The following is a 23,235-nucleotide window of genomic DNA, read 5'->3' on the forward strand; positions in this document are numbered from 1 at the left end:
AGTTCGGTCCCCATGCTGATCCGGTTACGCGTCGGATGTTCCGGCGGATTCATCCGGCCGCCACGCTAAAGGGTGCCGTAGCTGTGCAGCCCGCTCAGGAACATGTTGACGCCCAGAAAGGCGAAGGTGGTCACCGCCAGCCCCGCCAGCGCCCACCAGGCCGCCACGGTCCCGCGCAAACCCTTCACCAGTCGCATGTGCAGCCAGGCTGCGTAGTTGAGCCAGACGATCAGCGCCCAGGTTTCCTTCGGGTCCCAGCTCCAGTAGCCGCCCCAGGCATCGGCCGCCCACAGCGCGCCCAGCACCGTGGCGATGGTGAAGAAGGCGAAGCCGACGGTGATGGACTTGTACATCACGTCGTCCAGCACCTCGTTGGCCGGCAGCCGCGCCGCGATGCGGCGGCGCCCCAGCAGAATGCCCGCGGCGATCACGGCCGAGATGGCCGCATAGACGAACCAGTAGCTGCCGCCGGCCTCCTGCGCACGCTGGCGGAAGGCCACCGGCACGAAGCACAGCGCGACGCCCAGCAGCCACATGGGGGTGAGCCGGTACCAGCGCGTCTCCCGCGCCTGTTCCTTGATGAGGTAGGCGAAGGCCACCATGGCGGCCAGCGCGAAAGTGCCGTAGCCGATGAAGTTGGCCGGCACGTGAAGCTTCATCCACCAGCTCTGAAGGGCCGGCACCAGCGGCTGGATCTCGTGGGCCTCGCGCACCAGCGTGTACCAGAGCAGGAAGCCGACCGCCGCGCTCACCACGAGCATGACGAAGGCGCCCAGCGCGCGCGTGCCGTAGCGCGTCTCGTAGTACAGGTAGAAGGCGGCCGTCAACCAGCAGAACAGGACGAAGACTTCGTAGAGGTTGCTGACGGGGATGTGGCCGATGTCCGGGCCGAGCTGGTGGCTCTCGTACCAGCGCACCATGGTGCCGATCAGCGCCATCGCGACCGCGGCCCAGGCCAACCGGGAGCCGATCAGGTCCATGGTGTCGGCCTGCTTGCCGCTGAAGAAGCCGATCCAGTAGAACAGCGTGCTCATGAAGAACAGCACGCTCATCCAGAGGATGGCGGACTGGCTGGACAGGAAATACTTGAGCCAGAACACTTGCTCCGCGCGCGCCAGGTCGCCCTGGTAGGAGACGATGCCCATCAGCGCCGCCGCCGCCACCACGACCGCCAGCACCCGCAGCGGACGCCAGAACCAGCCGAGCCAGATGGCGAAGGGCATGGCGCCCAGCAGAATGACCTTCTCGTAGATGTCCATCGCGCCCGCATAGCGCGAGAAGGCGAACAGCCCACCGGCCACCACGAGCACGGCAAACACCCAGTCGAAGGCGTTGCGGCGCGAAAGCCAGCTGTCGTGAAGCGTGAGGGTGGTGGTGCTCATGATGCACTGTCCTTTCGGAGGGTGAGCAGCCGGTCTTTCAGGCGCTCGAATTCGCGGTCGCTGTCGATGGTCTTGCGGTTGACCGAGAAGGCCATGGTGGCCGCGGTGCCGGCTCCATCCGCATCCCTGGCCAGCCACACCCAGAGCCTGCGCTCGCGCACGTAGAGCATGGCAAAAATGCCCACGATCAGCAACAGGCAGCCCAGGTAGACGATGTTCTTTCCGGGGGCACGGGCGACCTGGAAGGCACTGGCCTGCACCTGCTTGAAGTCGGTCAGCATCATCGCCACCGGCGCCGGGTAGAAGTACGAATCGCTCAGGGCGAGCACGGCCTGGGTCAGGAAGGTCTGCGTCTTGTCGTCGGCAGGCAGCGCGGACAGGCTTGCCTTCTCGCGGCTGAGGTTCAGCAGCTCGTACAGCACATCGTTGAGGATGCGCACGAGCACCGCCCCGGCCCGCTCGCGTTCGGCCTCGGGCACGTTGGCCTCCATGAACTCGGCGATCGCCTGCCAGCCGCCGCTGCTCTTGGCGTCGGCCTTGGCACGCTCGGTGCCGGCGAAGAGGGCCAGCGCCCGGCCGGCCGACACGCGCAGCTGTTGCGCCAGTTCGGGCTTTGCCGGATCGATGGCGCGCGCGATGTAGCGCTCGACCGCACGGGAACGCGTGTCGGCATCGGCCAAGGCGGTGCGCATGCGGACGAAGCCGTCCATCGAGCCCTGCTCGTCGGCCGGCACCCGCAGATAGCGGAAGGGCTCCTCCGGCCGTTCCCGCATGCCCAGCAGGAACACGGGCTGGCCGTCGCCGGTGTCCACCGGCACCATGTAGTTCTGGTACTCGCGGGCCTGACCGGCCGCGTCGCGCAGCTTGTAGCCGATGCTCGGGCCGATGTTGCGCAGCACCTTGGGCTTGTTCGTCTTGTTGGCCGCACCGAGGCGCGATTCGATGTTGCTCTGCAGGTCGACCTTGCGCACGTCGGCGCCGCTGCTCAACGCACCGGCATCGCCGAAATTCTCGACGTTGATCACGCGCAGTGCCGTGTATTCCAGCGTCAGCCGATCGGTGCCGTTGGTGATCTCCGCGCTGTTGCCGATCACCCCCTCGAGCTCGAAGGACTTGGCCGAGGCCCCCATGGGCACGGCCTTGAGCTTCACGCTGGAGCCGCCGTCGTCGAAGCTGGACTGGTAGATCTCGATGCCCTTGTAGCTGGCGGGATGGTTCACCTCGATGCGTGCCGGCACCTGCTGGCCGGTCTCGCGGTCGTGCAGCACCACCTCGCTGGCGAACAGCTTGGGCATGCCGGTCGCGTAGTAGTCGACGATGAACTTCTTGAGTTCGATGGAGAAGGGCAGCTCCTGCAGCAGCACTCCGTCGGCCTGGTTCAAGATGGCGACGCTGCCCTGCCCGCCCTCCGGCACGAGGATGTTGCCGCGGAAGGTGGGGTTGTTCGGCGACAGCCGGTGCTGCGGCGGCACGTCGGCGATCAGCCCGCCGCCGGTGTAGACGCTCTTGCCGTTGAACCAGGTCTGGGCCCGGACGATGAGGTCGCCGTCCAGCAGGCCGCCCAGGCACACCAGCACGATGGCGCTGTGCGCCGCTATGTAGCCCAGCTTGTGCGCGCCGCCCGCGCGCGCCGCGACCATCCAGCCCTCGCCCTCGCGTTGCTGCAGCTTGACCTTCCACCCGCCGCCCACGAGCAACTGGCCGATGCGCCGCGCCGCGCCCTCGGGCGCTTCGTCGAGCACCGTCTCGGCCCGCTGGCCGAAGGCGCGCAGGCTCTGGGCCCGGACGCCTTCCTTGTAGTTCTTCAGGTCGGCCACGATGCGCGGCGTGTTGCGCGCGATGCACAGCGATGTGCTGATCACCAGGAAGGCGAGGATCAGCAGGAACCACCATGCGCTGTAGATCGAGTCGAGCCGCGCCGCGCGGAAGACCTCGGCCCAGAACGGCCCGAACTGGTTGATGTAGTTGTTGATGGGCTCGTGCTGCTTGAGCACGGTGCCGATGATGGACGCGATGCAGATGACCGTCAGCAGCGCGATCGCGAAGCGCATCGACGACAGCAGCTCCACCAGCGCGCGGACCGCATGGGGACCGTTGCGGACGCGCAGGCCGTGGGTGAAGACTGACATGACGAGGGGGTAGAGAAAGCAAAAGGCGGGCGATCCCGCTGGGGATCGGCCCGCCCTGTTGGGGTTTGTTATCGGCGGTTAGTTCACGCTCGAGCGCGAAAGATCAGCGCAGGCCAGCGATGTAATCGGACACCGCCTTGATCTCGCGGTCGTTGAGCTTGGCGGCCACGCCGATCATCTGGGGGCTGTTCTGGCGCGTGCCGTCGCGGAACTGGTTGAGCTGGGCCACGGTGTAGTCGGCATGCTGGCCACCCAGGCGCGGGTACTGGACCGGGATGCCGGCGCCGTTGGGGCTGTGGCAGCCGGCGCAGGCCGGGATCTGGCGATCGGCGATGCCGCCGCGGTAGATCTTCTCGCCCAGGGCGACCAGGTCCTTCTCCTTCGCGAAGCCGGGCTTGATCTTCTTGGAGCCGACGAAGTAGGCCACGTTGCGCATGTCTTCCTCGGACAGGGCCGAGGCCAGCGGCTTCATGATGGCGCTCTTGCGCTTGCCGGACTTGAAGTCCTGAAGCTGCTTGAGGATGTATTCGGGGTGCTGTTGCGCCAGCTTGGGATTGGCCGCGATCGCCGAGTTGCCGTCGGCGTTGTGGCACGAAGCGCAGCTCTGGCTGTTGGCCGGCGTGTTGTTGAAGATGGTGTCGCCCTTGGCGGGATCGGGCTTGGCGACCTTGGCAGGCGCCGCTGCGGCAGCCGGCTTGCCTTCCGGATCGTCGGCCGCGAAGCTGGTGCTGGCGGCGGCGCCCACGAGGGCTGCAAGCAGGAAACGGGCAAACAACTTCATATCGGGGGCTTGGAATTTATGGCGCAAAACTTCGCGATTCTACAATGTGACGCCCCGTGACCGAGGCGCCACCCATGACCGCTCCGAGCCGCAAGCCGGCCCCCTCCTATCCCCGCAAGGCGGCCGCCGACGGCGCCCCCGTCGAGCGCATGCGTGCCGCGCGCGGCTGGCTGCACACCGCCCACTTCCTCACCAGCGCGCCGCAGCTGGAACACCTGCCTCCGCTGGGCCTGCCCGAGATCGCCTTCGTGGGACGCTCCAACGCCGGCAAGTCCACCGCCATCAACACGCTGACCCAGCAGACGCGCCTGGCCTTCGCCTCCAAGACGCCCGGCCGGACCCAGCACATCAATCTGTTCGGCGTCGGCCGGCAGAAGGTGGACGACGCCGTGCTGGCCGACCTCCCCGGCTACGGCTACGCGGCGGTGCCGCGGGAGGCCAAGCTGCGCTGGCAGCGCGTGATGGGCAATTACCTGATGACGCGCGAAAACCTCTGCGGCGTGGTCCTGCTGTGCGACCCCCGCCACGGCCTCACCGAACTGGACGAGATCCTGCTGGAAGTGATCCGCCCCCGCGTCGAGCAGGGCCTGAGGTTCCTCGTACTGCTGACCAAGGCCGACAAGCTCTCTCGGGCCGAGGGCACCAAGGCCTTGTCGATTGCGCGACTGCAGGCCGGTGGCGGGGAGGTCAAACTCTTCTCCGCCTTGAAACAACAGGGAGTGGACGAGACGGCCGAACTGCTGTGGCGCTGGACCCATCCACAGGACGAGCCGGCCGCCGCCGAATCGAAGGAAGAAGGAGACAGCCCCTCATGATCCAGACCTTTGCCCGCGCGCTGCCCAACGGCACGACACTCAGTTGCCGTGCCGCCGGCGAACCCGGCCGCCCCCTGATGGTCTTCCTGCACGGCTTCCCGGAGGCCGCCTTCATCTGGGACGACCTGCTCGAGCACTTCAGCCGGCCTGAGCACGGCGGCTTTCGCTGCGTGGCGCCCAACCTGCGCGGCTTCGAGAAGTCCAGTTCGCCGAGCGAAGTGTCGGCCTACCGCGCCCACCTGCTGATCCAGGACATCGAGCAGCTCGCCCGGAGCGAGCGCCCGGACGGCCGCATCGAGGTGCTGGTCGCGCACGATTGGGGCGGCGCCTTCGGCTGGGGATACGGCAACCAGCATCCGGACACGCTGGGTCGGCTGGTCATCCTCAACTCGCCGCATCCGGGCACCTTCATCCGGGAACTGCGCGACAACCCGGCCCAGCAGGCCGCCAGCATGTACATGAACTTCCTGGCGCGCCCCGATGCCGAGACCCTCCTCGCCGCCGACGACTACAAGCGCCTGTGGCTCTCGTTCACGCAGATGAAAGCCGGGCCCGAGGGCTACGGCTGGCTCACGGAGGAAGTCAAGAACAAGTACCGCGAGGTGTGGGACCACGGCCTCACCGGTGCCTGCAACCTCTACCGCGTGACGCCGATGAAGCCAGGCCTTCCAGGCAAGCCGGCGCCCGAGTTCCCCGAACTGCCGCGCGAGCGCCTCGTGGTGGAAGTCCCCACCTTCGTCCTCTGGGCGCTGGACGACGCGGCGCTGCTGCCTGGCCTGCTCGATGGCCTGGGGGAGTACGTCCCGAAGCTCGAGCTGAAGAAGGTGCCGAACGCCACCCACTGGATCGTGCACGAGCAGCCGCAGTACGTGGCCAGCGAGATCGAGTCCTTCATCGCGCGCACGCAGTAGTGCACGCCCTGGCGGCAACTCGGGCGCTCAGTAGACCGGCGCCGCGCCTTCCGGGCGCGTCTTGAAGCGCCGGTGCACCCAGTAGTACTGCGAGGGCATGGTGTCGATGTAGCTTTGCAGACGCCGGTTCATGAGGGCCGTGTCGGCCACCGCGTCCTCGGTCGGGAAGTCGGACCATGCGGGCAGCACCTCGATCTCGTACCCCGAGGACGTGAGCTTGGAGACCACCGGCACCACCTTGGCCCGCCCGAGCCGGGCGAAGCGCGAGAGGGAAGGCACGGTGGCGGCGGGCACCCCGTAGAAGGGCACGAAGACGGTCTGGTCGCGGCCGAAGTCCATGTCGGGCAGCAGGTACAAGAGGCCGCCCTTGCGCAAGCCGGCAATGATGGGCTTGATGCCGTCCACCCGATTCAGCGTGATCACGTTGCCGAAGCGCTTGCGGCCCTCCTTGATCCATGCGTCGACCAGCGGGTCGCGCTGCGTCGTGTAAATGGTGGTCGAGGGCCTCGCCGTGTGCATGGTCAGTGCGGTGGCGGCTGCATCCAGGCCGTAGAAATGCGGCGCGAACAGGATCATCGGCTCGACGCCGTTGGCGATCTCGTCGATCTCGGCGGCGGCGCCCTTCACGGCCAGGCGGGCAGCCACTGTGGCGTGGGGCGCATGCCAGAGCCAGCCGCGGTCCAACCAGGACTGAGCGACGTAGACAAAGGTCTCGCGCGCGATGCGGCGACGCTCGGCCGCCGACTTTTCGGGAAAGCACAGCGCGAGGTTGGCATCCACCACGCGCCGGCGAGACACCGCGACGCTGTGCAGCACGCGGCCCATGATGGCGCCGAAGCCGCGCACCACCGGAAGCGGCACATGGGCCAGTGCACGCATGAAGGCAATGCCGAGCCGGGAGCTGAGGCTCATGGAGCCACCTCCGCGACGGCGGCGGCCTCTCCGCGCGGCTGCTTGTAGCGGGCGTAGTCCCAGACGTACTGCCCCGGCAGCGCATGGATCAGCGCGGCGATGCCTTCGTTCATGGCGGCCGCGGCGGCCTCGGGCGTGGCCTTCGCATCGGTCAAGGCCGTGCCGTCGAAGGGCGTCAGGCGAATGGCGTAGCCGGCGCCGCGCGGCAGCCGCTCGCACACGCCGAAGAAGACGCGCGCCCCGGTCTGTTGCGCGAGGCGCGGCAGCAGAGTCATCGTGTAGGCCGGCCGGCCCAGAAAAGGCGCCCACACGCCCTGCCCCAGCGGCGGCACCTGGTCCGGCAGGATGCCCGTGTAGCCGCCCTGGCGCAGCGTGCGGATCAGCCCGCGCACGCCGGCCACGCTGGTGGGCAGCGTCTGCAGACCGCGCCGGTCTCGCGAACCGGAGGCGAGCAGGTCCGCCATCCACTTCTTGCGGTGAGGTCTGAACAGCGCGGTGATCGGGCCATGGCGGTCGACGAAGCGCTCGCCCAGCGCCTGGCCCAGGATTTCCCAGCAGCCGATGTGCGGCGACGCGATGATCACGCCCTTGCGGGCCGCCAGCGCGGCTTCGAGTTCGTCCACGCCCTCCCACCGGACGATGCGCGGCAGCACGCTTTCGTCCTTCGGCCGCGCCCACAGCCAGGGCAGCTCGGCTGCCATCGCACCCGCCGCCCCGATGGCCGGGCGGTACTGCTCGGGCGTGAAGCCGGCCCGTTCGGCGTTGTCCCTGAAGCGCTGGCGGTAGCTCGCGGAGCCCCACCAGACGAGCCAGCCCAGGCAACGGCCAGCAGCCTGCATCCAGCGCAGCGGCACGTGGGCGAGCAATCGAAACAGAAAAATCATCCAGTCGGAGGGGATAGAAACCAGGCGCGCGCGCAGGGTACAGCGCGGCTCGAATAGAATGCAAATTGTCGCTGAGTTATGGAACTACTTGCAGGGCGACGTTAAACATCACTGCTAAAGCGTTCGCCAGGCTCCCGACGGATTGGCAACGCGTCAATTCAACCACTGGAGTTTCTTCGAATGGCGAACGACTTTCTCTTCACTTCCGAATCGGTCTCCGAAGGCCATCCCGACAAGGTCGCGGACCAGATCTCGGATGCCATCCTCGACGCGATCTTCGAGCAGGACCCGCGCAGCCGCGTGGCCGCCGAGACGCTGACCAACACTGGCCTGGTCGTGCTGGCCGGCGAGATCACCACCAACGCGCACGTCGACTACATCCAGGTCGCACGCGACACCATCAAGCGCATCGGCTACGACAACACCGACTACGGCATCGACTACAAGGGCTGCGCGGTGATGGTCTGCTACGACAAGCAGTCCAACGACATCGCCCAGGGCGTGGACCACGCGAGCGACGACCACCTGAACACCGGCGCCGGCGACCAGGGCCTGATGTTCGGCTATGCCTGCGACGAGACGCCCGAACTGATGCCCGCGCCGATCTACTACGCCCACCGCCTGGTGGAGCGCCAGGCCCAGCTGCGCAAGGATGGCCGCCTGCCTTTCCTGCGTCCCGACGCGAAGAGCCAGGTCACGATGCGCTACGTGGACGGCAAGCCGCACAGCATCGACACCGTGGTGCTCTCCACCCAGCATCACCCCGACCAGAGCGAGACGCCGACCAAGATGAAGGCCTCCTTCATCGAGGCGGTGATCGAGGAAATCATCAAGCCCGTGCTCCCCAAGGAGTGGCTCCAAGAGACGAAATACCTGATCAACCCGACCGGCCGCTTCGTCATCGGCGGCCCGCAGGGGGACTGCGGCCTCACCGGCCGCAAGATCATCGTCGACACCTACGGCGGCGCCTGCCCGCACGGCGGCGGTGCCTTCTCGGGCAAGGACCCGAGCAAGGTGGACCGCTCCGCCGCCTACGCCGCGCGCTACGTGGCCAAGAACATCGTGGCGGCCGGCCTGGCGCGCCAGTGCCAGATCCAGGTCGCTTATGCGATCGGCGTGGCGCGGCCGATGAACGTGACGGTCTACACCGAGGGCACCGGCAAGATCGCCGACGAGAAGATCGCCGCCCTGGTGCAGGAGCATTTCGACCTGCGTCCCAAGGGCATCATCCAGATGCTCGACCTGCTGCGCCCCATCTACGGCAAGACCGCGGCCTATGGCCACTTCGGCCGCGAGGAGCCCGAGTTCAGCTGGGAGCGCACCGACAAGGCCGCCGCACTGCGCGCCGCCGCCGGCCTTTAAGCCTTCGCGAGGAGTCTGCGCACCTCGTCATCGCTGGTCTGCGCGAAGTCCTCGTACCAGAGGCCGACTGCGCGGAACGCTTCTGGCACGTGCACGCAGACCACCTCGTCGGCCACGGCCTCGAGCAGTCGAACCGCCTCGACGGACGCGACCGGCGCGCCCACCACGATGCGCTGGGCCTGCATGGCGCGCACCGCCAGCACGGCCGCATGCATGGAGGCCCCGGTGGCAAGGCCGTCGTCGACCAGGATCGCGACACGCCCCGCCAGCGCCAGCGGCGCACGCTCACCGCGGTAGAGGCGCTCGCGCCGGGTCAATTCGGCCTGCTCTCGCGCCACCACTTCCTCCAAGGCCTTTTCCGAGACTGGCCAAAGATGGGGAATGTCGGATGTCACCCGCACGCCGCCCGGCCCGATCGCGCCCATCGCCAGCTCTTCCTGCCCCGGGTAGCCGAGCTTGCGCACCACGAGCACATCGAGCGGCGCCTGCAGGGCCTGCGCCACCTCCCAGGCCACCGGCACGCCGCCGCGCGGCAATCCCAGCACCACGACCTCGCGCCGCCCGCGCCAGGCGGCCAGCCTCTGGGCAAGCGCACGGCCTGCTGCGTATCGATCCCTGAATTCCATCGTTGCTCCTTGCGGGCGGGAACTCAGAAACGATACGCCGCCCCCACCCCGAGCGTCCAGTTGCGGCCCAAGGCCGGCTCGAAGTAACGGGCATTGCCCTCGTTGACGATCACCGAACCGACGTAGCGGCGGTCGAACAGGTTGTCGACGCGTACGAAGGCATTGAAGTCCCAGCGCTCCCAGCGCCGCACGTAGCCGGCGTAGAGCGAGGCCACCGCGTACCCCGGCGCGCGAGCGTTGTTGCGGTCGTTGGCAGCGATCCGGCTGAGCGCACGCAGTTCCGCGCCCGCGCGCCACCCCTCCGGCGGCACCCAGCCGTAGGAGGCATAGAACGCATGCTCGGCGATGCCGGGGATGCGGTTGCCCGCCGGCACCGTGCTGCCGGCGCTGCAGGGCAAAGGCGCGCAGAAGGTGTCGCGGTAGCGCGCATCGAGCCAGGTGTAGGCCAACTGCGTGCGCCAGTATCCGGCGGTCTCGTGCTGCCAGGAGAGCTCGAAGCCGTCGCGCCTCGTGCGCCCCGCGTTCTGGAAGGTCGCGCGGCCGCCGATGTTGGTGTTGGTCACGATCTCGTCGCGCGTGCGGGTCTGGAACAGGGCCGCGGTGAGCAGCCCGCCGGCGACGCGGGCCTTGGCGCCCACCTCGACGCTGGTGTTGACCGACGGTTGCAGCCCGAAGTTCAGCCCGCCGATGCCGTCGGCGCGGTAGGAGAGTTCGTTGAGCGTGGGCGTCTCGAAGCCACGCCCGGCCGAGGCGTAGAGCGCGAGGTCCCGCGTGGCCTGGAAGCGCAGCGAGGCCACGGGCAGAGTCTTGCGGTAGCGCGCGCTGCCGCTGTCGTCGCGGTTGGGACCGACGATGTAGCGGTCGTGCGAGCTGAAGCGCACCGCGCTGCGGCGCACGCCGGCCTCCAGCGTCCAACGGTCCGCGAAGCGCCAGGAGCCCTGCACGTAGGGATCGAGGTTGCGCACCTCGTTGCGCTCGTCGCGGCGCAGCCGCCCCTGCACTCCCAGCGCGCGAGGCGCGGCGGTGCTGCCGTAGAAGTTCTCGAACCCGCGCCGCCGCTCGCGCAGGCTGTCGTAGGCCAGGCCCGTGACCAGGTCGAAGGGCCGATCGGCCAGCGCCAGCCTGGCGCTCCAGCGCAGGTCCAGGCCGCCGTAGTCGCGCGCCAGGTCGATCACCCCGCCGGCGTGCAGCGGATTGGCCTGCGCGGCTGGTGGGATGGACTGGTACTGCACGGTGCTGCGCTGGCCGCCGTAGACCATGAGGCGCAGCGTGTTGCGCGCGTCGATGCTGCGTTCGTAGGTCAAGCCGAGCTGCTGCTGGTCCACCGTCTTGCGCGTGTCGAACTGCGCGGCCAGCTCGGCGCCGCGCGGGTTCAGCGCGTACTGCTCGGCCGACAGGCCCAGCGGGTCCTGCGCGAACAGGTGCACGCTGTTGAAGACCAGGCTGAGCTTGCTTCCGTCGTCCAGCCGCAGGCCCAGCCTGCCATTCTGGATCTCGCGGTCCGCCGCGCTGTGCGCACGCCAGCCGTCGGTGTGGAAGCGGCTCGCGCTCAGGGTGTAGTCGACCGCGCCCGAGGCGCCGGTGAGCTTGCTGCCCACGCGCCAGGTGCCGAAGCTCCCGCCGGCCACCGAGAAGCCCAGGGTGGGCTGGCCCTCGCCCTGCTCCGTGAAGACCTGCACCACGCCGCCCGACGAGTTGCCGTAGAGCGCAGAAAAGGGGCCGCGCAGGATCTCCACCCGGTCGGCGGAGCCGATGTCGATGTTGGAGGTCTGGCCCTGGCCGTCGGGCAGCGTGGCCGGGATGCCGTCGACGTACAGCCGCACGCCGCGCACACCGAAGGTGGAGCGCGCGCCGAAGCCGCGGATGGACAGCTGCAGGTCCTGCGCATAGTTCTGGCGGTTCTGCACCTGCAGGCCCGGCACCGGGCCCAGGCTTTCGGACAAGTTGACCTGCAGGCGCGCTTCGCGCATCTCGCTGCCTTCGACGCGGTCCACCGAGCCGGGCACCTCGAAAGGCCGCAGCTCGCCGCGCGGCGTGGAAACCGTCACCTCGCGCAGCGCGGGGATCGGCGAGGCATCCTGGGCCTGGACCGCGCCGGAAGCGGTCGCCGCCAGCATGCCGGCTGTGACGAGGAAACATTTCATCGCGGCGATTCTGCGGCCCACCCCGCCTGCGACACGGCGGGGCAAGACCCTATGGCGCCCGACGGGCCCGTGACGCTAGTGCGGTTGCCCGGACGCGGACTTGCGCGGACGCCAGCCGTACCAGAGGCACACGGCCACGGGAATGCCCAGCGCGCCCCAGGCCACCGCATCGCCCAGGCCGCCGTCGCTGAACAGCGCCGACACCAGGCCGATGGCGGTGAGAACGCCCATCGAGAGGGGCCAGCCCCACAGGTGCCAGAACGCATGGCGATGCTTCGTCATCATGGACGCGCCCGTGCGGTGGTGACGGCCGGCCGGCCCGCGGCGCCGGGCGCAGCCGGCGATGCGGCGTCCTCCGCCTGCGCGGCTGCCGCAGCCTTGCCGCGCCGGAGCCACAGGTACAGGCCGCTGCCCAGCACGATGATGGTGGCGATGTCCAGCAAGGCCCAGATGATCTGCATGGGCATGCCCCCGTAGTCGCCGAAATGCAGCGGCTGCGACACCAGCAGCGCCGTGAGATACCAGGGCAGCTTCGGGCTGGCGGTCGCTTCGTTGGTCCTGGCATCGACCAGCACGGGCCGCAGCAGACGCGAGGTGAGGGGCTCGGGACCGCGCAGGAACACCGTGTTGTGGTGCGGACTGGAGAAGGCCGTCCCCGGAAAGGCGATGAACGACACCTTCATGCCCGGCGCCTGCGCCAGCGCCACCTCCAGGGTGCGCTGCAGCGAGGCACGCTCGGCCTTCGGCGTTTCCGGCTGGCCCCGGTAGGGCGCGAGCAGGCTGCTGAGCTGGTCGTGCTGCCAGTACTTGATCAGCAGATCGGCCCAGGTGTTGATCATGCCGGTGGCGCCGACCGTGAAGGCCCACACCAGGGTCACGATGCCCAGCAGATTGTGCAGGTCCAGCCACTTCAGGCGCGGCCGGCGCTCGCGCCGCACGGTGCCGAAGTCCAGCTTGCGCATGAAGGGGGCGTAGAGCACCACGCCGCTGACGATGGCCACCAGCAGCAGCAAGCCCATGAAGCCCAGGAATAGCTTGCCGGGCAAACCGGCGAACAAGTCCACGTGCAGCTTGAACATGACCCACATGAAGCCCTCGTCGAACTTCGGCTGGGCCAGCACCTGGCCCGTGCGCGCGTCGACCGCCACGGACTTGAAGTCATCCGTGGGCGCGGGCGTGGGGGTGAGGGTGACGAACCAGAGGCCGTCGTCGTCCTCCGGCTGCGAGACGAACTGCACCACGCGCTCCGGGTGCAGCGCGTGCGCCGCCTCGATCACGCGGTCCAGGCTGGCGCGCGGCGTCTCCGCCGGCATCTTCGGCGCCTCGACCTCGGTGCCGAGCAGGTGGCCGATCTCGTGGTGGAAGATCAGCGGCAGCCCCGTGATGCAGAGCAGCAGCATGAACACGGTGCAGACCAGGCTGCTCCACTTGTGGACCCAGGCCCACGTCTTGATGCGCCGGCTGTTCATCGCGGTCATGGTCGGCGAGGCCTAGAAGCGGTAGGTGGCGCTGGCCACGATGTTGCGCCGCGTGCCCCACCAGCAGTCGCCGCGCGCCAGGCAGGTGCTGAAGTACGCCTTGTCCGTGGCGTTGTTGATGTTCAGGGCGTAGCGCCAGCGGGCGTTCTCGTAGGCAAACACCAGGTCCAGCAGCGTCGCGCTCGGAATGCGCGGGCCGTAGCCACCGTAGGAGGTGTCGCGGAACGAGCCCATGTGCCGCACGCCGGCGCCAGCCGAGAAGCCGGGCACGCCGCCGATCGAGAAGCGGTACTTCGCCCACACGGCGGCCTGGTGGCGCGGGAGGCCCTCGAGCTGCGCATCGAGGTCCGTGTAGTTGTAGTGCGCCGTGATGTCCAGGTCGGGTGTGACCGAGCCCTGGGCCGCGAGCTCGATGCCGCGGGTCCTGGTCTGGCCGAGCTGCTGGTAGACGCCGGGGATCGGCTGCGAGATCTGGTTTTTCTCGCGCAGGTCGTAGGCGGCGGCACTGAACGCCAGGCTGCGCCCGGGCGGCTCGTACTTGAGGCCGAGCTCCCACTGCTCGCCCTGCAGCGGCTTGAACACCTGGCCCCGCTGCGGCGACTGTGGCGTGAAGGACTCGGCATAGCTGATGTACGGCGACCAGCCCGAGGGGAAGGCGTAGAGCACGCCGAAGCGCTTGCTGGACTTGCTGTCCCGGGCGTCCTCGCTGCCTTCGGCGCCCGAGACCACGCGGTCGTGGCGCAGGCCGGCGACGAAGTTCCAGTTTCCCAGCTTGACCTGGTCCTGCAGATAAATGCCGGTCGCGCGTTGCCGGGTCTGCGGGAAGGGCTCGCGCACGAGTGCCGGCTTGAAGCCGTAGAGGGGCGTGTACGCATCGATTTCGCTGTAGGCCGTGGCGCCCCAGACGTTCTCGCGCTGGCGGGAATAGTCCGCGCCGACCAGCAGCGTGTGCTTGAGCGCGCCGGTATCGAGATGGCTCTCGAGGTGGTTGTCGAGCGTATCGATGCGGTTGCGGGTCAGGTAGCTGTCGAGGAACCGGCCCAGGCGGCGCTTGAAGATCGGGTCCGCGCCCCAGCCGCCGGTGAGGGGAGAAGAAGTCGGCGTAGTGGTAGCTGTTGTCGTTCTCGTTGCGTGCGTGGCGGTAGTTCTGGCGGAAGGTGAAGGTGTCGTTGAACTTGTGCTCGAACAGCCAGCCGAAGGCCTTGCGCTCGCTGTCGTAGTAGTCGCCGGGCTCGCCGATGAAGCGATTCACGGGAAGGCGCCCGTTGGGGCTCGGCAGGATCGTGCCCTCCCAGGGGAAGAACTGCGAGGTCGAGCCGCTCTTGTCCTTCTGGTAGAGGCCCTGCAGCGTCAGCGACGTGGCGGCATTCGGGCGCCAGGTCAGCGAAGGCGCGATCAGGCGGCGGTCATCCGGCACGAAGTCCACCTGGGTGTCGGCCTGGCGAGCGAGCGCGATCAGGCGGTACGACCACTGACCGTCGGCCGTCAGCGGACCGGTCAGGTCGGCCTGGAGCTGGCGGCGGTTCCAGCTCCCCAATTGCAAGCCGACTTCGCGCTGCGTCTCCTGCAACGGCCGCTTGCTGACCATGTTGACGATGCCGGCGACCGTACCCGATCCGAACAGCATCCCCGCGGGACCGCGCAGCACCTCGAGGCGCTCCAGCGCGTAGGGGTCGGTACGGGTGGTGCTCGTGTAGTAGCCGTAGTTCTGCCGCAGGCCGTCGAGGTAGACATCCGGATAGGCGCCGCGCACGCGGACCGAGTCCGTCCGTGCATCAAGGCCGTAGGCATCCGAGCGCACGCCGGCCGCGTAGTTGAGCGCGTCTTGCAGGTTGGTGCCGCCCTGGTCGACGATCTGGTCGCGGGTGACCACCGTCACCGCCTGCGGCGTCTCCGACAGCGGTGTGTCGGTCTTGGTGGCGGTGACGGCGTTCTTCGCCCGGTAGCCGATCACCGGGCTGGTCGCGGTCTCGCGCTCCGCGCTGGCGTCCACGCGCACCTCGGGCAGCGAGCCGCCCGTTTGCGCAACCGCCTGGGACGACGCCGACATGGCCATGCAACAAGCCAGGAATGAAACGGCCTTGTGCCGCCTGCAAAAACTCGAGTCCAATCCCACCCTCCTAGAATGATGTTGAGATTGATTCGCATTTTAAACATGAGATCGTTCTGTTGTGTAACGGTGGCCCTTTGCGTGCGGGGTGGTACCTGCACCAGGCCGGCAGGGCTACGATGGCTGCAGCTGCTGCTGTTCTCCTGGTTCGTGCCGACGGACCAGCTTTGAGGGTGCGCCCGCGCAGCTCCCCCGGCGCGGGCAAGACGGCGGGAGAAGTCGCGTAGTCCGCAGCCGCGAGCGCGGGCCAGCATATTCACGTGGGGTTCAGTTTGGTGCGGCACCTTCTGACTCCGCGCGCTCGGCGAATGGACGCCTTCCGCGCGACCTCCCCGACCTTCCAATACCGATTGATGAAAACAGCCGCCGGCCGGCGTCAGCACTCCGACGACGCCACGAGGCTGGCGGCGGGGTCGCGCGCAGGCCCCGCTCGCCCGCGCAGCGCTGACGCCATGGGTGTCTCGTCGAAGGCCCTCGCGGCGCTGCTGCTCCTGTTGGGCCTGGTCTGGTTCGGCACTCTCGGAACCCGCGCGCTGATCCACCCCGACGAAGGGCGCTATGCCAGCCTCGCGCTGGAGATGGCCCGCAGCGGCGACTGGGTCACGCCGCGTCTGAACGGACTGCCCTATTTCGAGAAGCCGGCCCTGCAGTATTGGATCGGCGCGCTGGCATTCCTCGGCTTCGGCGTGTCCGAGTTCTCGGCGCGCCTGTGGCCGGGCTTGGCGGGCTTCCTGACGGTGATGCTGGTCGGATTCACGGCCAGGCGGCTATGGGGTCGAGAGACCGGCATCCGGGCCCTGGCCGTCGCCGCCTCGATGACCTGGATCGAGCTCAACAGCCATTTCCTGACCCTCGATGCGGGACTGACCTTGTTTCTCACGCTGGCACTCTGCGCCGTGCTGCTGGCGAACGCGGGGCCGCCGCAAGCCCGCCGCCGCTGGATCTGGCTCGCCTGGGCGGCGATGGGCGGCGCGGTGCTGAGCAAGGGGCTGGTCGGCATCGTCATTCCCGGGGCCGTGCTGGTGCTGGTCAGCCTGTGGCGGCGCGACGCCGCGCTGTGGCGGGGCATGCACTGGCTCAGCGGCGCGATGATCTTCCTGGCCATCACCGCGCCCTGGTTTGTGCTGGTGTCGTTGCGCAACCCCGGCTTCTCGGAGTTCTTCTTCATCCACGAGCATTTCGCCCGCTACCTCAGCGACGTGCATAACCGCGAAGGCGCGTGGTGGTACTACCTGCCGCTGTTGCTGATTGGCATGCTGCCGTGGACCAGCGCGCTGCCTTGGCTGTTCCGCCCGGGTGGTGGCGGGTCGGCGCCGATCGCGCCGCGGCATCTGCTCCTGGTCTGGTGCGCGTTCATCCTGCTGTTCTTCAGCGCATCGAGTTCCAAGCTGCCTTCCTACATCCTGCCGATGTTTCCGGCGCTGTCCCTGGGGGTCGCGATGGCAATGCGAGACGCTTCAGCGGAAGCGCTGCGCCGTCATCTGTTGCTGCCGGCGGTGCTCTGGGGCCTTGCCGCCCTGGCCTCGACGCAGAGCGCGCGCTTCGCCTCGATCACGGCGCCGCCCGAGGTGCTGGCGCCGCTGGCCTCTGGCCTGCGCAGCGGCGCCGCCCTGGTGCTGGCGGGTTGCGCGTTCGCCTGGTGGTGCCTGGGCCGCAGGCGCGTCACCGCCGCCGTGCTGGGCCTGGCGGTCACGCACGCGCTGGCAGTGGTCCTGCTGCTCCAAGCCCACAACGGCTACGGCCAGCTCAAGAGCGCAGCGACGCTCGCCGCCGCCCTGCCACCGTCGATCACGCCGGACACGCCGGTGTTCGCCGTGCGCGACTACGACCAGACCTTGCCCTTCTACCTCCGGCGCAACGTGGTGCTGGTCGACTACGAGGACGAGTTCGCCCTCGGCCAGCGTCGCGAGCCGGACAAATGGATACCCACCCTCGACGAATTCGTCGCCCGTTGGCAGGCCGCCCCGCGGGCCGCGGCCTACATGGGTGCCGCAACCTGGGTGGAACTGCATCGCCGCGGTCTGCCGATGCGCATCGTCTTCCACGACCCGCGTCGTGTCGTCGTCGTCAAACCATGAATCCGACACCCTTCCTGCCCTTCACCCGCCCGTCCATCGACGAGCGCACCATCGCCGATGTCGGCGAGGTACTGCGCTCGGGCTGGATCACCACCGGACCGCGCTGCCAGGCCCTGGAGTCCGCCCTCTCGCAGCGCTTCGGCGGCCGGCCGGTGCGGCTGGTCAACTCGGGCACCGCCGCGCTGGAACTCGCGTTACGCCTGTGCGGCATCGGTCCGGGCGACGAGGTGATCACCACCCCACTGAGCTGGGTCGCGACCGCCAACGTGGTGCTGGCCGTCGGCGCCGAGCCCGTGTTCGTGGACGTCGAGGCCACCAGCCGCAACCTCGACCTCGACCAGGTCGAACATGCCATCACGCCGCGCACGCGGGCGCTCATCCCGGTCGACCTGGCCGGGCTGCCGGTCGACCGCGAGCGCCTCGACGCCATCGCGCGGCGCCATGGTCTGCGTGTGATCGAAGATGCTGCCCAGTCCTTTGGCGCCCGTTGGGCAGGCCGCGAGATCGGCAGCTTTGGGGACCTGGTAGCGTTCAGCTTTCACGCCAACAAGAACCTCACCACGGCGGAGGGCGGCTGCCTGGTGCTCAACAACGAAGTGGAAGCGCGCCGCTTCGAGAAACTCAGGCTGCAGGGCGTGACCCGTTTGCCGGACGGCACCATGGATGTCGAGGCTTGGGGTGACAAGGCCAACCTGACCGACGTGGCCGCCGCCATCGGCCTCGGGCAACTGCGCCAGGTCGACGCTTTCACCGCGCGCCGCCGCGCACTGGCCGAGCGCTACCTCGCCCGCTGGGACCGCTCGCTGGGTTTCGAACTGCCGTCGGCCGACGCCGCCGAGCACGGCAACTGGCACATGTTCCAGCCGCTGCTGCCGAGAACGATCGCGCCGCGCCGCGGCGACTTCATCACTGCCATGCGGGAACATGGCATCGGCGTCGGCGTGCACTACCCGGCCATGCATCTGTTCTCGCTGTTCCGGCAGCGTGGCCATGGGCCCGGCGACTTCCCGGTCGCCGAGGACATCGGCGCGCGCACCGTGACCCTGCCACTGTTCCCTGCCATGGCCGACGCGGACGTGGACCGCGTGTGCCGCGCGGTGGCCGCGACGGTCGCGGCACTGCGCTGAAAGCGTACACCGATGAAGATCAACGACGCCCCTACCCTCGCGAGCGCGCCGCCGCTCGAGCGGTCTGCAGGTCCAGCGCTCAGTATCGTGATCCCCGTCTACAACGAAGAGCCGGGCCTGCCCGCACTCTTCGGGCGGCTGTACCCGGCGCTGGATGCGCTGGGCCTCGACTACGAAGTGGTGTTCATCGACGACGGCAGCCGCGACCGCTCGGCCGCGCTGCTGGCCGGGCAGTTCGAGCGCCGGCCCGAGGTCACGCGCGTGATCCTGTTGAACGGCAACTTCGGCCAGCACCGGGCGATCCTTGCAGGCTTCGAGCACTGCCGCGGCGCGCGCGTGGTCACGCTCGACGCCGACCTGCAGAACCCGCCCGAGGACATCCGCCTGCTGATCCAGGCCATGGACAGCGGCCACGACTACGTGGGGTCCATCCGTCGGGACCGGCAGGATGCAGCCTGGCGCGACTGGGCGTCGCGCGCGATGAACCGTCTGCGCCACCGCATCACCGGCATCGCGATGACCGACCAGGGCTGCATGATGCGCGGCTACAGCCGGGAAATCGTGCAACTCATCAACCGGTGCAACGAGATGAACACGTTCATCCCCGCGCTGGCCTACCACTTCGCCAGGAACCCGGTGGAGGTGGTGGTGGGCCACGAGGCTCGCCATGCGGGCGAGTCCAAGTACTCGCTGTACCGGCTCATCCGCCTGAACTTCGACCTCATCACCGGCTTCTCGGTGATGCCGCTGCAGGCCTTCTCCATGCTGGGCTTCGTGGTCTCGCTGCTCTCCGGTGCATTGTTCGTGCTCCTGGCCGGGCGGCGCCTGCTGCTCGGCCCCGAGGAAGGCGGCCTCTTCACCCTGTTCGCGCTGCTGTTCCTGCTGGTCGGCCTGGCCCTCTTCGGCATCGGCCTCCTGGGCGAATACATCGGCCGCATCTACGAGGAGGTGCGGGCGCGGCCGCGCTACCAGGTCCGCGCGATCCTGGAGCAGGAGCGATGAGCGGCGCGAACGCCATCGGCCGTCCCGCTCGCGCCGTCGTTTTCGCTTACCACGACGTCGGCGTGCGCTGCCTGCGCGTCCTGCTCGACGCGGGCGTCGAGGTCCCGCTGGTCGTGACCCATGCCGATGCGGCGGGCGAGACCATCTGGTTCGGCAGCGTCGCGGCCGTGGCGGCCGAGTACGGCCTGCGCTGTGAGGCGCCGGAAGATCCGCACGACCCGGCGTTGCTGGCCGCCGCGCGGGCGGCCGAGCCGGACTTCCTCTTCTCCTTCTACTACCGGAAGATGCTCAAGCCGGACTGGCTGCAAGTGCCGCGCCGCGGCGCCTACAACATGCACGGCTCGCTGCTGCCGCGCTACCGCGGCCGCGCACCGGTGAACTGGGCCGTGCTCCACGGCGAGCACGAGACCGGGGCCACGCTGCACCGCATGAACGAGAAGCCCGACAACGGTCCGATCGTCGACCAGCTCGCGGTACCCATCCTGTCCGACGACACGGCGCACGAGGTATTCGGCAAGGTGACCGTGGCGGCCGAAATCGTACTCGCGCGCAGCCTGCCCGAGTTGATCGCCGGCAGCGCGCTGGAATGGATGCAGGACCTGTCGCAAGGCCGCTACTTCGGCGGGCGCCGGCCCGAGGACGGCCGCATTCCCGCCGACGCGGACGCGCGGCAGATCCACGACCTGGTACGCGCGCTCGCCCCGCCCTACCCACCGGCCTTCCTGCAATTGCACGGCCGGCGCGTCTTCATCGAACGCACCCAGCATGCCAGGACACCCGGCAGCATGCCCGGCAGCGGGCTGCGGCTGGTGAGCGACGGAGCCGCGCTGTGGCTCATCGCGGCCGACGGCAGCGCCTTGAAGGTGCTTGCGGCTCGGCGCGACGGCGATGCGCAGCCACTCGACGCCGGATGCTTCGAGGCCCTCCACGCCGGCCGCTGGGTCGCAGCCGACACCTGAACTCCATCACTTCTTCGGACGATCACCGCCATGCTCAAAGTCCTCATCCTCGGCGTCAACGGCTTCATCGGCCACCACCTCACGCGCCAGATCATGGAGCGCACCGACTGGCAGGTGTACGGCATGGACATGCTGTCGGACCGCGTCGAGCCCTGGATGTCGAATCCGCGCTTCCACTTCTTCGAGGGTGACATCACCATCAACAAGGAATGGATCGAATACCACGTCAAGAAATGCGACGTGGTGCTGCCGCTGGTGGCCATCGCGACGCCGGCCACCTACGTGCGCGAGCCGCTGCGCGTTTTCGAGCTCGACTTCGAAGCCAACCTGCCCATCGTGCGACAGTGCCTGCGCTACCGCAAGCGTGTGGTCTTCCCCTCCACCAGCGAGGTCTATGGGATGTGCACCGACGACCAGTTCGACCCGGACGCATCCAACCTGGTCTACGGTCCGATCAACAAGCCGCGCTGGATCTACGCCTGCGCCAAGCAGCTGATGGACCGCGTGATCCACGCCTACGGCCAGCAGGAAGGTCTGCGCTACACCCTGTTCCGCCCCTTCAACTGGATCGGGCCGGGGCTCGACAGCATCCACGCGCCAAAGGAAGGCTCCAGCCGCGTGCTCACCCAGTTCCTCGGCCACATCGTGCGGGGGGAACCGATCCGGCTGGTCGACGGCGGCCGCCAGCAGCGCGCGTTCACCTACGTGGACGACGGCATCGACGCCCTCGTGAAGATCATCGCGAACGAGGGCGGCATCGCCGATGGCAAGATCTACAACATCGGCAACCCGCACAACAACCATTCGATCCGCGCACTGGCCCGGATGATGCTCGACCTCGCGAGCACCCTGCCCGAGTACCAGGAAGCCGCGGCCTCGGTCGAGCTGATCGACGTCGCCTCGGCGGACTATTACGGCAGCGGCTACCAGGACGTGCTGCACCGCGTGCCCGACATCCGCCGCACCATGGACGACCTGCGTTGGCAGCCACGCGTCGGCATGCAGGAGGCCCTGCGCGAAATGTTCGCCTATTACCGCGACCACGCCGCGGCCGCCGCCGACCTGGTGGCTTAAGCCCGTGGCGCGGATCGCCCTGAAGGTCGACGTCGACACCTGGCGCGGGACACGCGAGGGCGTGCCGGCCCTGGTGCAGTTGCTGGAGAGCCGGCACTGCGGCGCGAGCTTCCTTTTCAGTCTGGGACCGGACCACACAGGCCGTGCCATCCTTCGCGTGCTGCGCCCCGGTTTCATCGGCAAAGTGGCACGCACCTCGGTGCTCGAGCACTATGGCCTGCGCACCCTCTTGTACGGCGTGCTGCTGCCAGGCCCGGACATCGGGCGGCGGGAGGCGTCCACGCTGCGCAGCGTGCGCGATGCCGGCTTCGAGGTCGGCGTGCACTGCTGGGACCATGTGCGCTGGCAGGACCAGTTGCTCAGCCGCGATGCCGCCTGGGCCGAACGCGAGATGCGCCGTGCCCTGGCACGCCATGCCGAAGTTTTCGGCGAGCCCGCGCGGCTGCACGGCGCCGCGGGTTGGCAATTCAACGCGGCAGCCGCACGCGCCCAGGCGACACTGGGCGTCGAATTCGCGTCGGACACGCGCGGCACCCATCCCTTCATGCCGGTGGCCGACGACGGCACGGTGATGGGGCCACCGCAGTACCCGACCACCCTCCCGACGCTCGACGAGCTCATCGGCCTGGATGGACTCGACGAAGGGAACGTCCATCGTCATCTTCTGGAACGGACCGAGCGCAGCGCGCGGGACCAGGTCTACACCCTGCATGCCGAACTCGAAGGCCAGAAGCTGCGCCCGGTGTTCGAACGCCTGCTCGCCGGCTGGCAGGCCCAGGGGCACGAACTGGTCGCGTTGGAGCGCCTTCATCGGGATCCGGCATCGGCCCTGCCTCGTCACAGGATCGGGCTGGGCCGCGTGCCAGGGCGTTCCGGTCTGCTGGCCGTGCAGGGCGCGGACTGGCCGACCGAACGCGAAAGCGTCGCGGAACCATCGGCCGTTGGCTCTTGAAAGCGTCAGATTTGCCCTTATGATTAGCACTCGCTGAAGAGGAGTGCTAACAACACCGCTTCCAGTGGATGGTCAGCCGGCACTCAAGAGCCGGCGTCCAAACAACCCCGTTTCTATTCAGGAGATGCAATGAAACTTCGTCCTTTGGCCGATCGCGTGATCGTCAAGCGCATTGAAAGCGAAACCAAGACCGCCTCGGGCATCGTGATCCCCGACAACGCCGCCGAAAAGCCCGATCAGGGCGAGGTGCTGGCGGTGGGCCCGGGCAAGAAGAACGACAAGGGCGAATTGTCGGCCATGAGCGTCAAGGTCGGCGACCGCGTCCTGTTCGGCAAGTACAGCGGCCAGACCGTGAAGGTCGATGGCGACGAGCTGCTGGTCATGAAGGAAGACGACCTGTTCGCGGTCGTCGAAGCGAAGTGATTCTTCGGGGCAGACGCGGCGAGCGCACAGCGGCCCGCTGCTCTGTCCCCCACTGACTAGATCCACATTTTTTTCGGAGATATCTC

Annotated in this window: 19 protein-coding genes and 1 pseudogene; 10 read left to right on the forward strand and 10 right to left on the reverse strand. The window is 68.4% G+C overall.

Annotated features, from left to right (window positions below):
- Window positions 1-65 precede the first annotated feature (65 nt).
- The 3 genes from ccsB to ABEA07_RS01075 form a co-directional block, all read right to left on the reverse strand.
- Entirely contained in the window at window positions 66-1,382 is a 1,317-nt protein-coding gene (gene ccsB / locus ABEA07_RS01065) for a c-type cytochrome biogenesis protein CcsB (protein WP_345535309.1), read from the reverse strand.
- On the reverse strand, window positions 1,379-3,511 hold the full coding sequence (locus ABEA07_RS01070; protein WP_345535310.1) for a cytochrome c biogenesis protein ResB: 2,133 nt from the start codon (window positions 3,509-3,511) through the stop codon (window positions 1,379-1,381). The genes ccsB and ABEA07_RS01070 overlap by 4 nt, the downstream gene beginning before the upstream one ends.
- 103 nt (window positions 3,512-3,614) lie before the next feature.
- Window positions 3,615-4,292 carry a c-type cytochrome gene (locus tag ABEA07_RS01075; RefSeq protein WP_345535311.1) on the reverse strand — a complete coding sequence of 226 codons (678 nt, stop codon included), beginning with the start codon at window positions 4,290-4,292 and terminating at the stop codon, window positions 3,615-3,617.
- Between the two features lie 74 nt (window positions 4,293-4,366).
- On the opposite strand from ABEA07_RS01075, the gene yihA reads away from it, so the two are divergent.
- Window positions 4,367-5,107: a ribosome biogenesis GTP-binding protein YihA/YsxC gene (gene yihA, locus ABEA07_RS01080; protein ID WP_345535312.1), complete on the forward strand. Its 741-nt coding sequence runs from the start codon at window positions 4,367-4,369 to the stop codon at window positions 5,105-5,107.
- Complete coding sequence (locus tag ABEA07_RS01085; RefSeq protein WP_345535313.1) at window positions 5,104-6,018, forward strand: alpha/beta fold hydrolase; 915 nt, start codon at window positions 5,104-5,106, stop codon at window positions 6,016-6,018. Before yihA ends, ABEA07_RS01085 begins: the two co-directional genes overlap by 4 nt.
- A 27-nt stretch (window positions 6,019-6,045) precedes the next feature.
- Here the strand turns inward: ABEA07_RS01085 and ABEA07_RS01090 are convergent, their stop codons facing one another.
- Window positions 6,046-6,930, reverse strand: a complete 885-nt coding sequence (locus ABEA07_RS01090) for a lysophospholipid acyltransferase family protein (protein ID WP_345535314.1) — start codon at window positions 6,928-6,930, stop codon at window positions 6,046-6,048.
- Entirely contained in the window at window positions 6,927-7,880 is a 954-nt protein-coding gene (locus ABEA07_RS01095) for a lysophospholipid acyltransferase family protein (RefSeq protein WP_345535395.1), read from the reverse strand. Before ABEA07_RS01095 ends, ABEA07_RS01090 begins: the two co-directional genes overlap by 4 nt.
- A gap of 114 nt (window positions 7,881-7,994) precedes the next feature.
- Here ABEA07_RS01095 and metK point away from each other — a divergent pair, with 114 nt between their 5' ends.
- Window positions 7,995-9,176 (forward strand): methionine adenosyltransferase, encoded by a 1,182-nt coding sequence (gene metK / locus ABEA07_RS01100; RefSeq protein ID WP_345535316.1) that lies wholly within the window; start codon window positions 7,995-7,997, stop codon window positions 9,174-9,176.
- On the opposite strand, the gene ABEA07_RS01105 is transcribed toward metK, so the two are convergent.
- The 5 genes and pseudogenes from ABEA07_RS01105 to ABEA07_RS01125 all read right to left on the reverse strand — a co-directional run bounded on the left by ABEA07_RS01105 (window position 9,173) and on the right by ABEA07_RS01125 (window position 15,480).
- Window positions 9,173-9,802 carry a phosphoribosyltransferase gene (locus tag ABEA07_RS01105; protein WP_345535317.1) on the reverse strand — a complete coding sequence of 210 codons (630 nt, stop codon included), beginning with the start codon at window positions 9,800-9,802 and terminating at the stop codon, window positions 9,173-9,175. The two genes, metK and ABEA07_RS01105, sit on opposite strands and share 4 nt — an antisense overlap.
- 23 nt (window positions 9,803-9,825) lie before the next feature.
- The gene (locus tag ABEA07_RS01110; protein ID WP_425584055.1) at window positions 9,826-11,919 is read right to left on the reverse strand and encodes a TonB-dependent receptor family protein; all 2,094 of its coding nucleotides are present in this window, start codon (window positions 11,917-11,919) and stop codon (window positions 9,826-9,828) included.
- A 102-nt stretch (window positions 11,920-12,021) separates the two neighbouring features.
- Window positions 12,022-12,231 carry a hypothetical protein gene (locus ABEA07_RS01115; RefSeq protein WP_425584051.1) on the reverse strand — a complete coding sequence of 70 codons (210 nt, stop codon included), beginning with the start codon at window positions 12,229-12,231 and terminating at the stop codon, window positions 12,022-12,024.
- Window positions 12,228-13,415 (reverse strand): PepSY-associated TM helix domain-containing protein, encoded by a 1,188-nt coding sequence (locus ABEA07_RS01120; protein WP_345535397.1) that lies wholly within the window; start codon window positions 13,413-13,415, stop codon window positions 12,228-12,230. The genes ABEA07_RS01115 and ABEA07_RS01120 overlap by 4 nt, the downstream gene beginning before the upstream one ends.
- A gap of 21 nt (window positions 13,416-13,436) precedes the next feature.
- Window positions 13,437-15,480: pseudogene (locus ABEA07_RS01125) on the reverse strand (TonB-dependent siderophore receptor).
- 407 nt (window positions 15,481-15,887) lie between these two features.
- Here ABEA07_RS01125 and ABEA07_RS01130 point away from each other — a divergent pair.
- The 7 genes from ABEA07_RS01130 (at window position 15,888) to groES (ending at window position 23,149) form a co-directional block, all read left to right on the forward strand.
- Entirely contained in the window at window positions 15,888-17,612 is a 1,725-nt protein-coding gene (locus ABEA07_RS01130) for a glycosyltransferase family 39 protein (RefSeq protein ID WP_345535320.1), read from the forward strand.
- Window positions 17,609-18,739, forward strand: a complete 1,131-nt coding sequence (locus ABEA07_RS01135) for a DegT/DnrJ/EryC1/StrS family aminotransferase (protein WP_345535321.1) — start codon at window positions 17,609-17,611, stop codon at window positions 18,737-18,739. Before ABEA07_RS01130 ends, ABEA07_RS01135 begins: the two co-directional genes overlap by 4 nt.
- 12 nt (window positions 18,740-18,751) lie before the next feature.
- Complete coding sequence (locus tag ABEA07_RS01140) at window positions 18,752-19,741, forward strand: glycosyltransferase (protein ID WP_345535322.1); 990 nt, start codon at window positions 18,752-18,754, stop codon at window positions 19,739-19,741.
- Window positions 19,738-20,700: a formyltransferase gene (locus tag ABEA07_RS01145; RefSeq protein WP_345535323.1), complete on the forward strand. Its 963-nt coding sequence runs from the start codon at window positions 19,738-19,740 to the stop codon at window positions 20,698-20,700. The genes ABEA07_RS01140 and ABEA07_RS01145 overlap by 4 nt, the downstream gene beginning before the upstream one ends.
- 30 nt (window positions 20,701-20,730) lie before the next feature.
- Window positions 20,731-21,774: a bifunctional UDP-4-keto-pentose/UDP-xylose synthase gene (locus tag ABEA07_RS01150; RefSeq protein WP_345535324.1), complete on the forward strand. Its 1,044-nt coding sequence runs from the start codon at window positions 20,731-20,733 to the stop codon at window positions 21,772-21,774.
- A gap of 4 nt (window positions 21,775-21,778) precedes the next feature.
- Window positions 21,779-22,726 carry a polysaccharide deacetylase family protein gene (locus tag ABEA07_RS01155; RefSeq protein ID WP_345535325.1) on the forward strand — a complete coding sequence of 316 codons (948 nt, stop codon included), beginning with the start codon at window positions 21,779-21,781 and terminating at the stop codon, window positions 22,724-22,726.
- Between the two features lie 129 nt (window positions 22,727-22,855).
- Window positions 22,856-23,149, forward strand: a complete 294-nt coding sequence (groES, locus tag ABEA07_RS01160) for a co-chaperone GroES (protein WP_345535326.1) — start codon at window positions 22,856-22,858, stop codon at window positions 23,147-23,149.
- Window positions 23,150-23,235: the final 86 nt, after the last annotated feature.

Origin of the sequence: Variovorax defluvii (assembly GCF_039541515.1) — a bacterium.
Lineage (GTDB): Bacteria > Pseudomonadota > Gammaproteobacteria > Burkholderiales > Burkholderiaceae_C > Variovorax > Variovorax defluvii.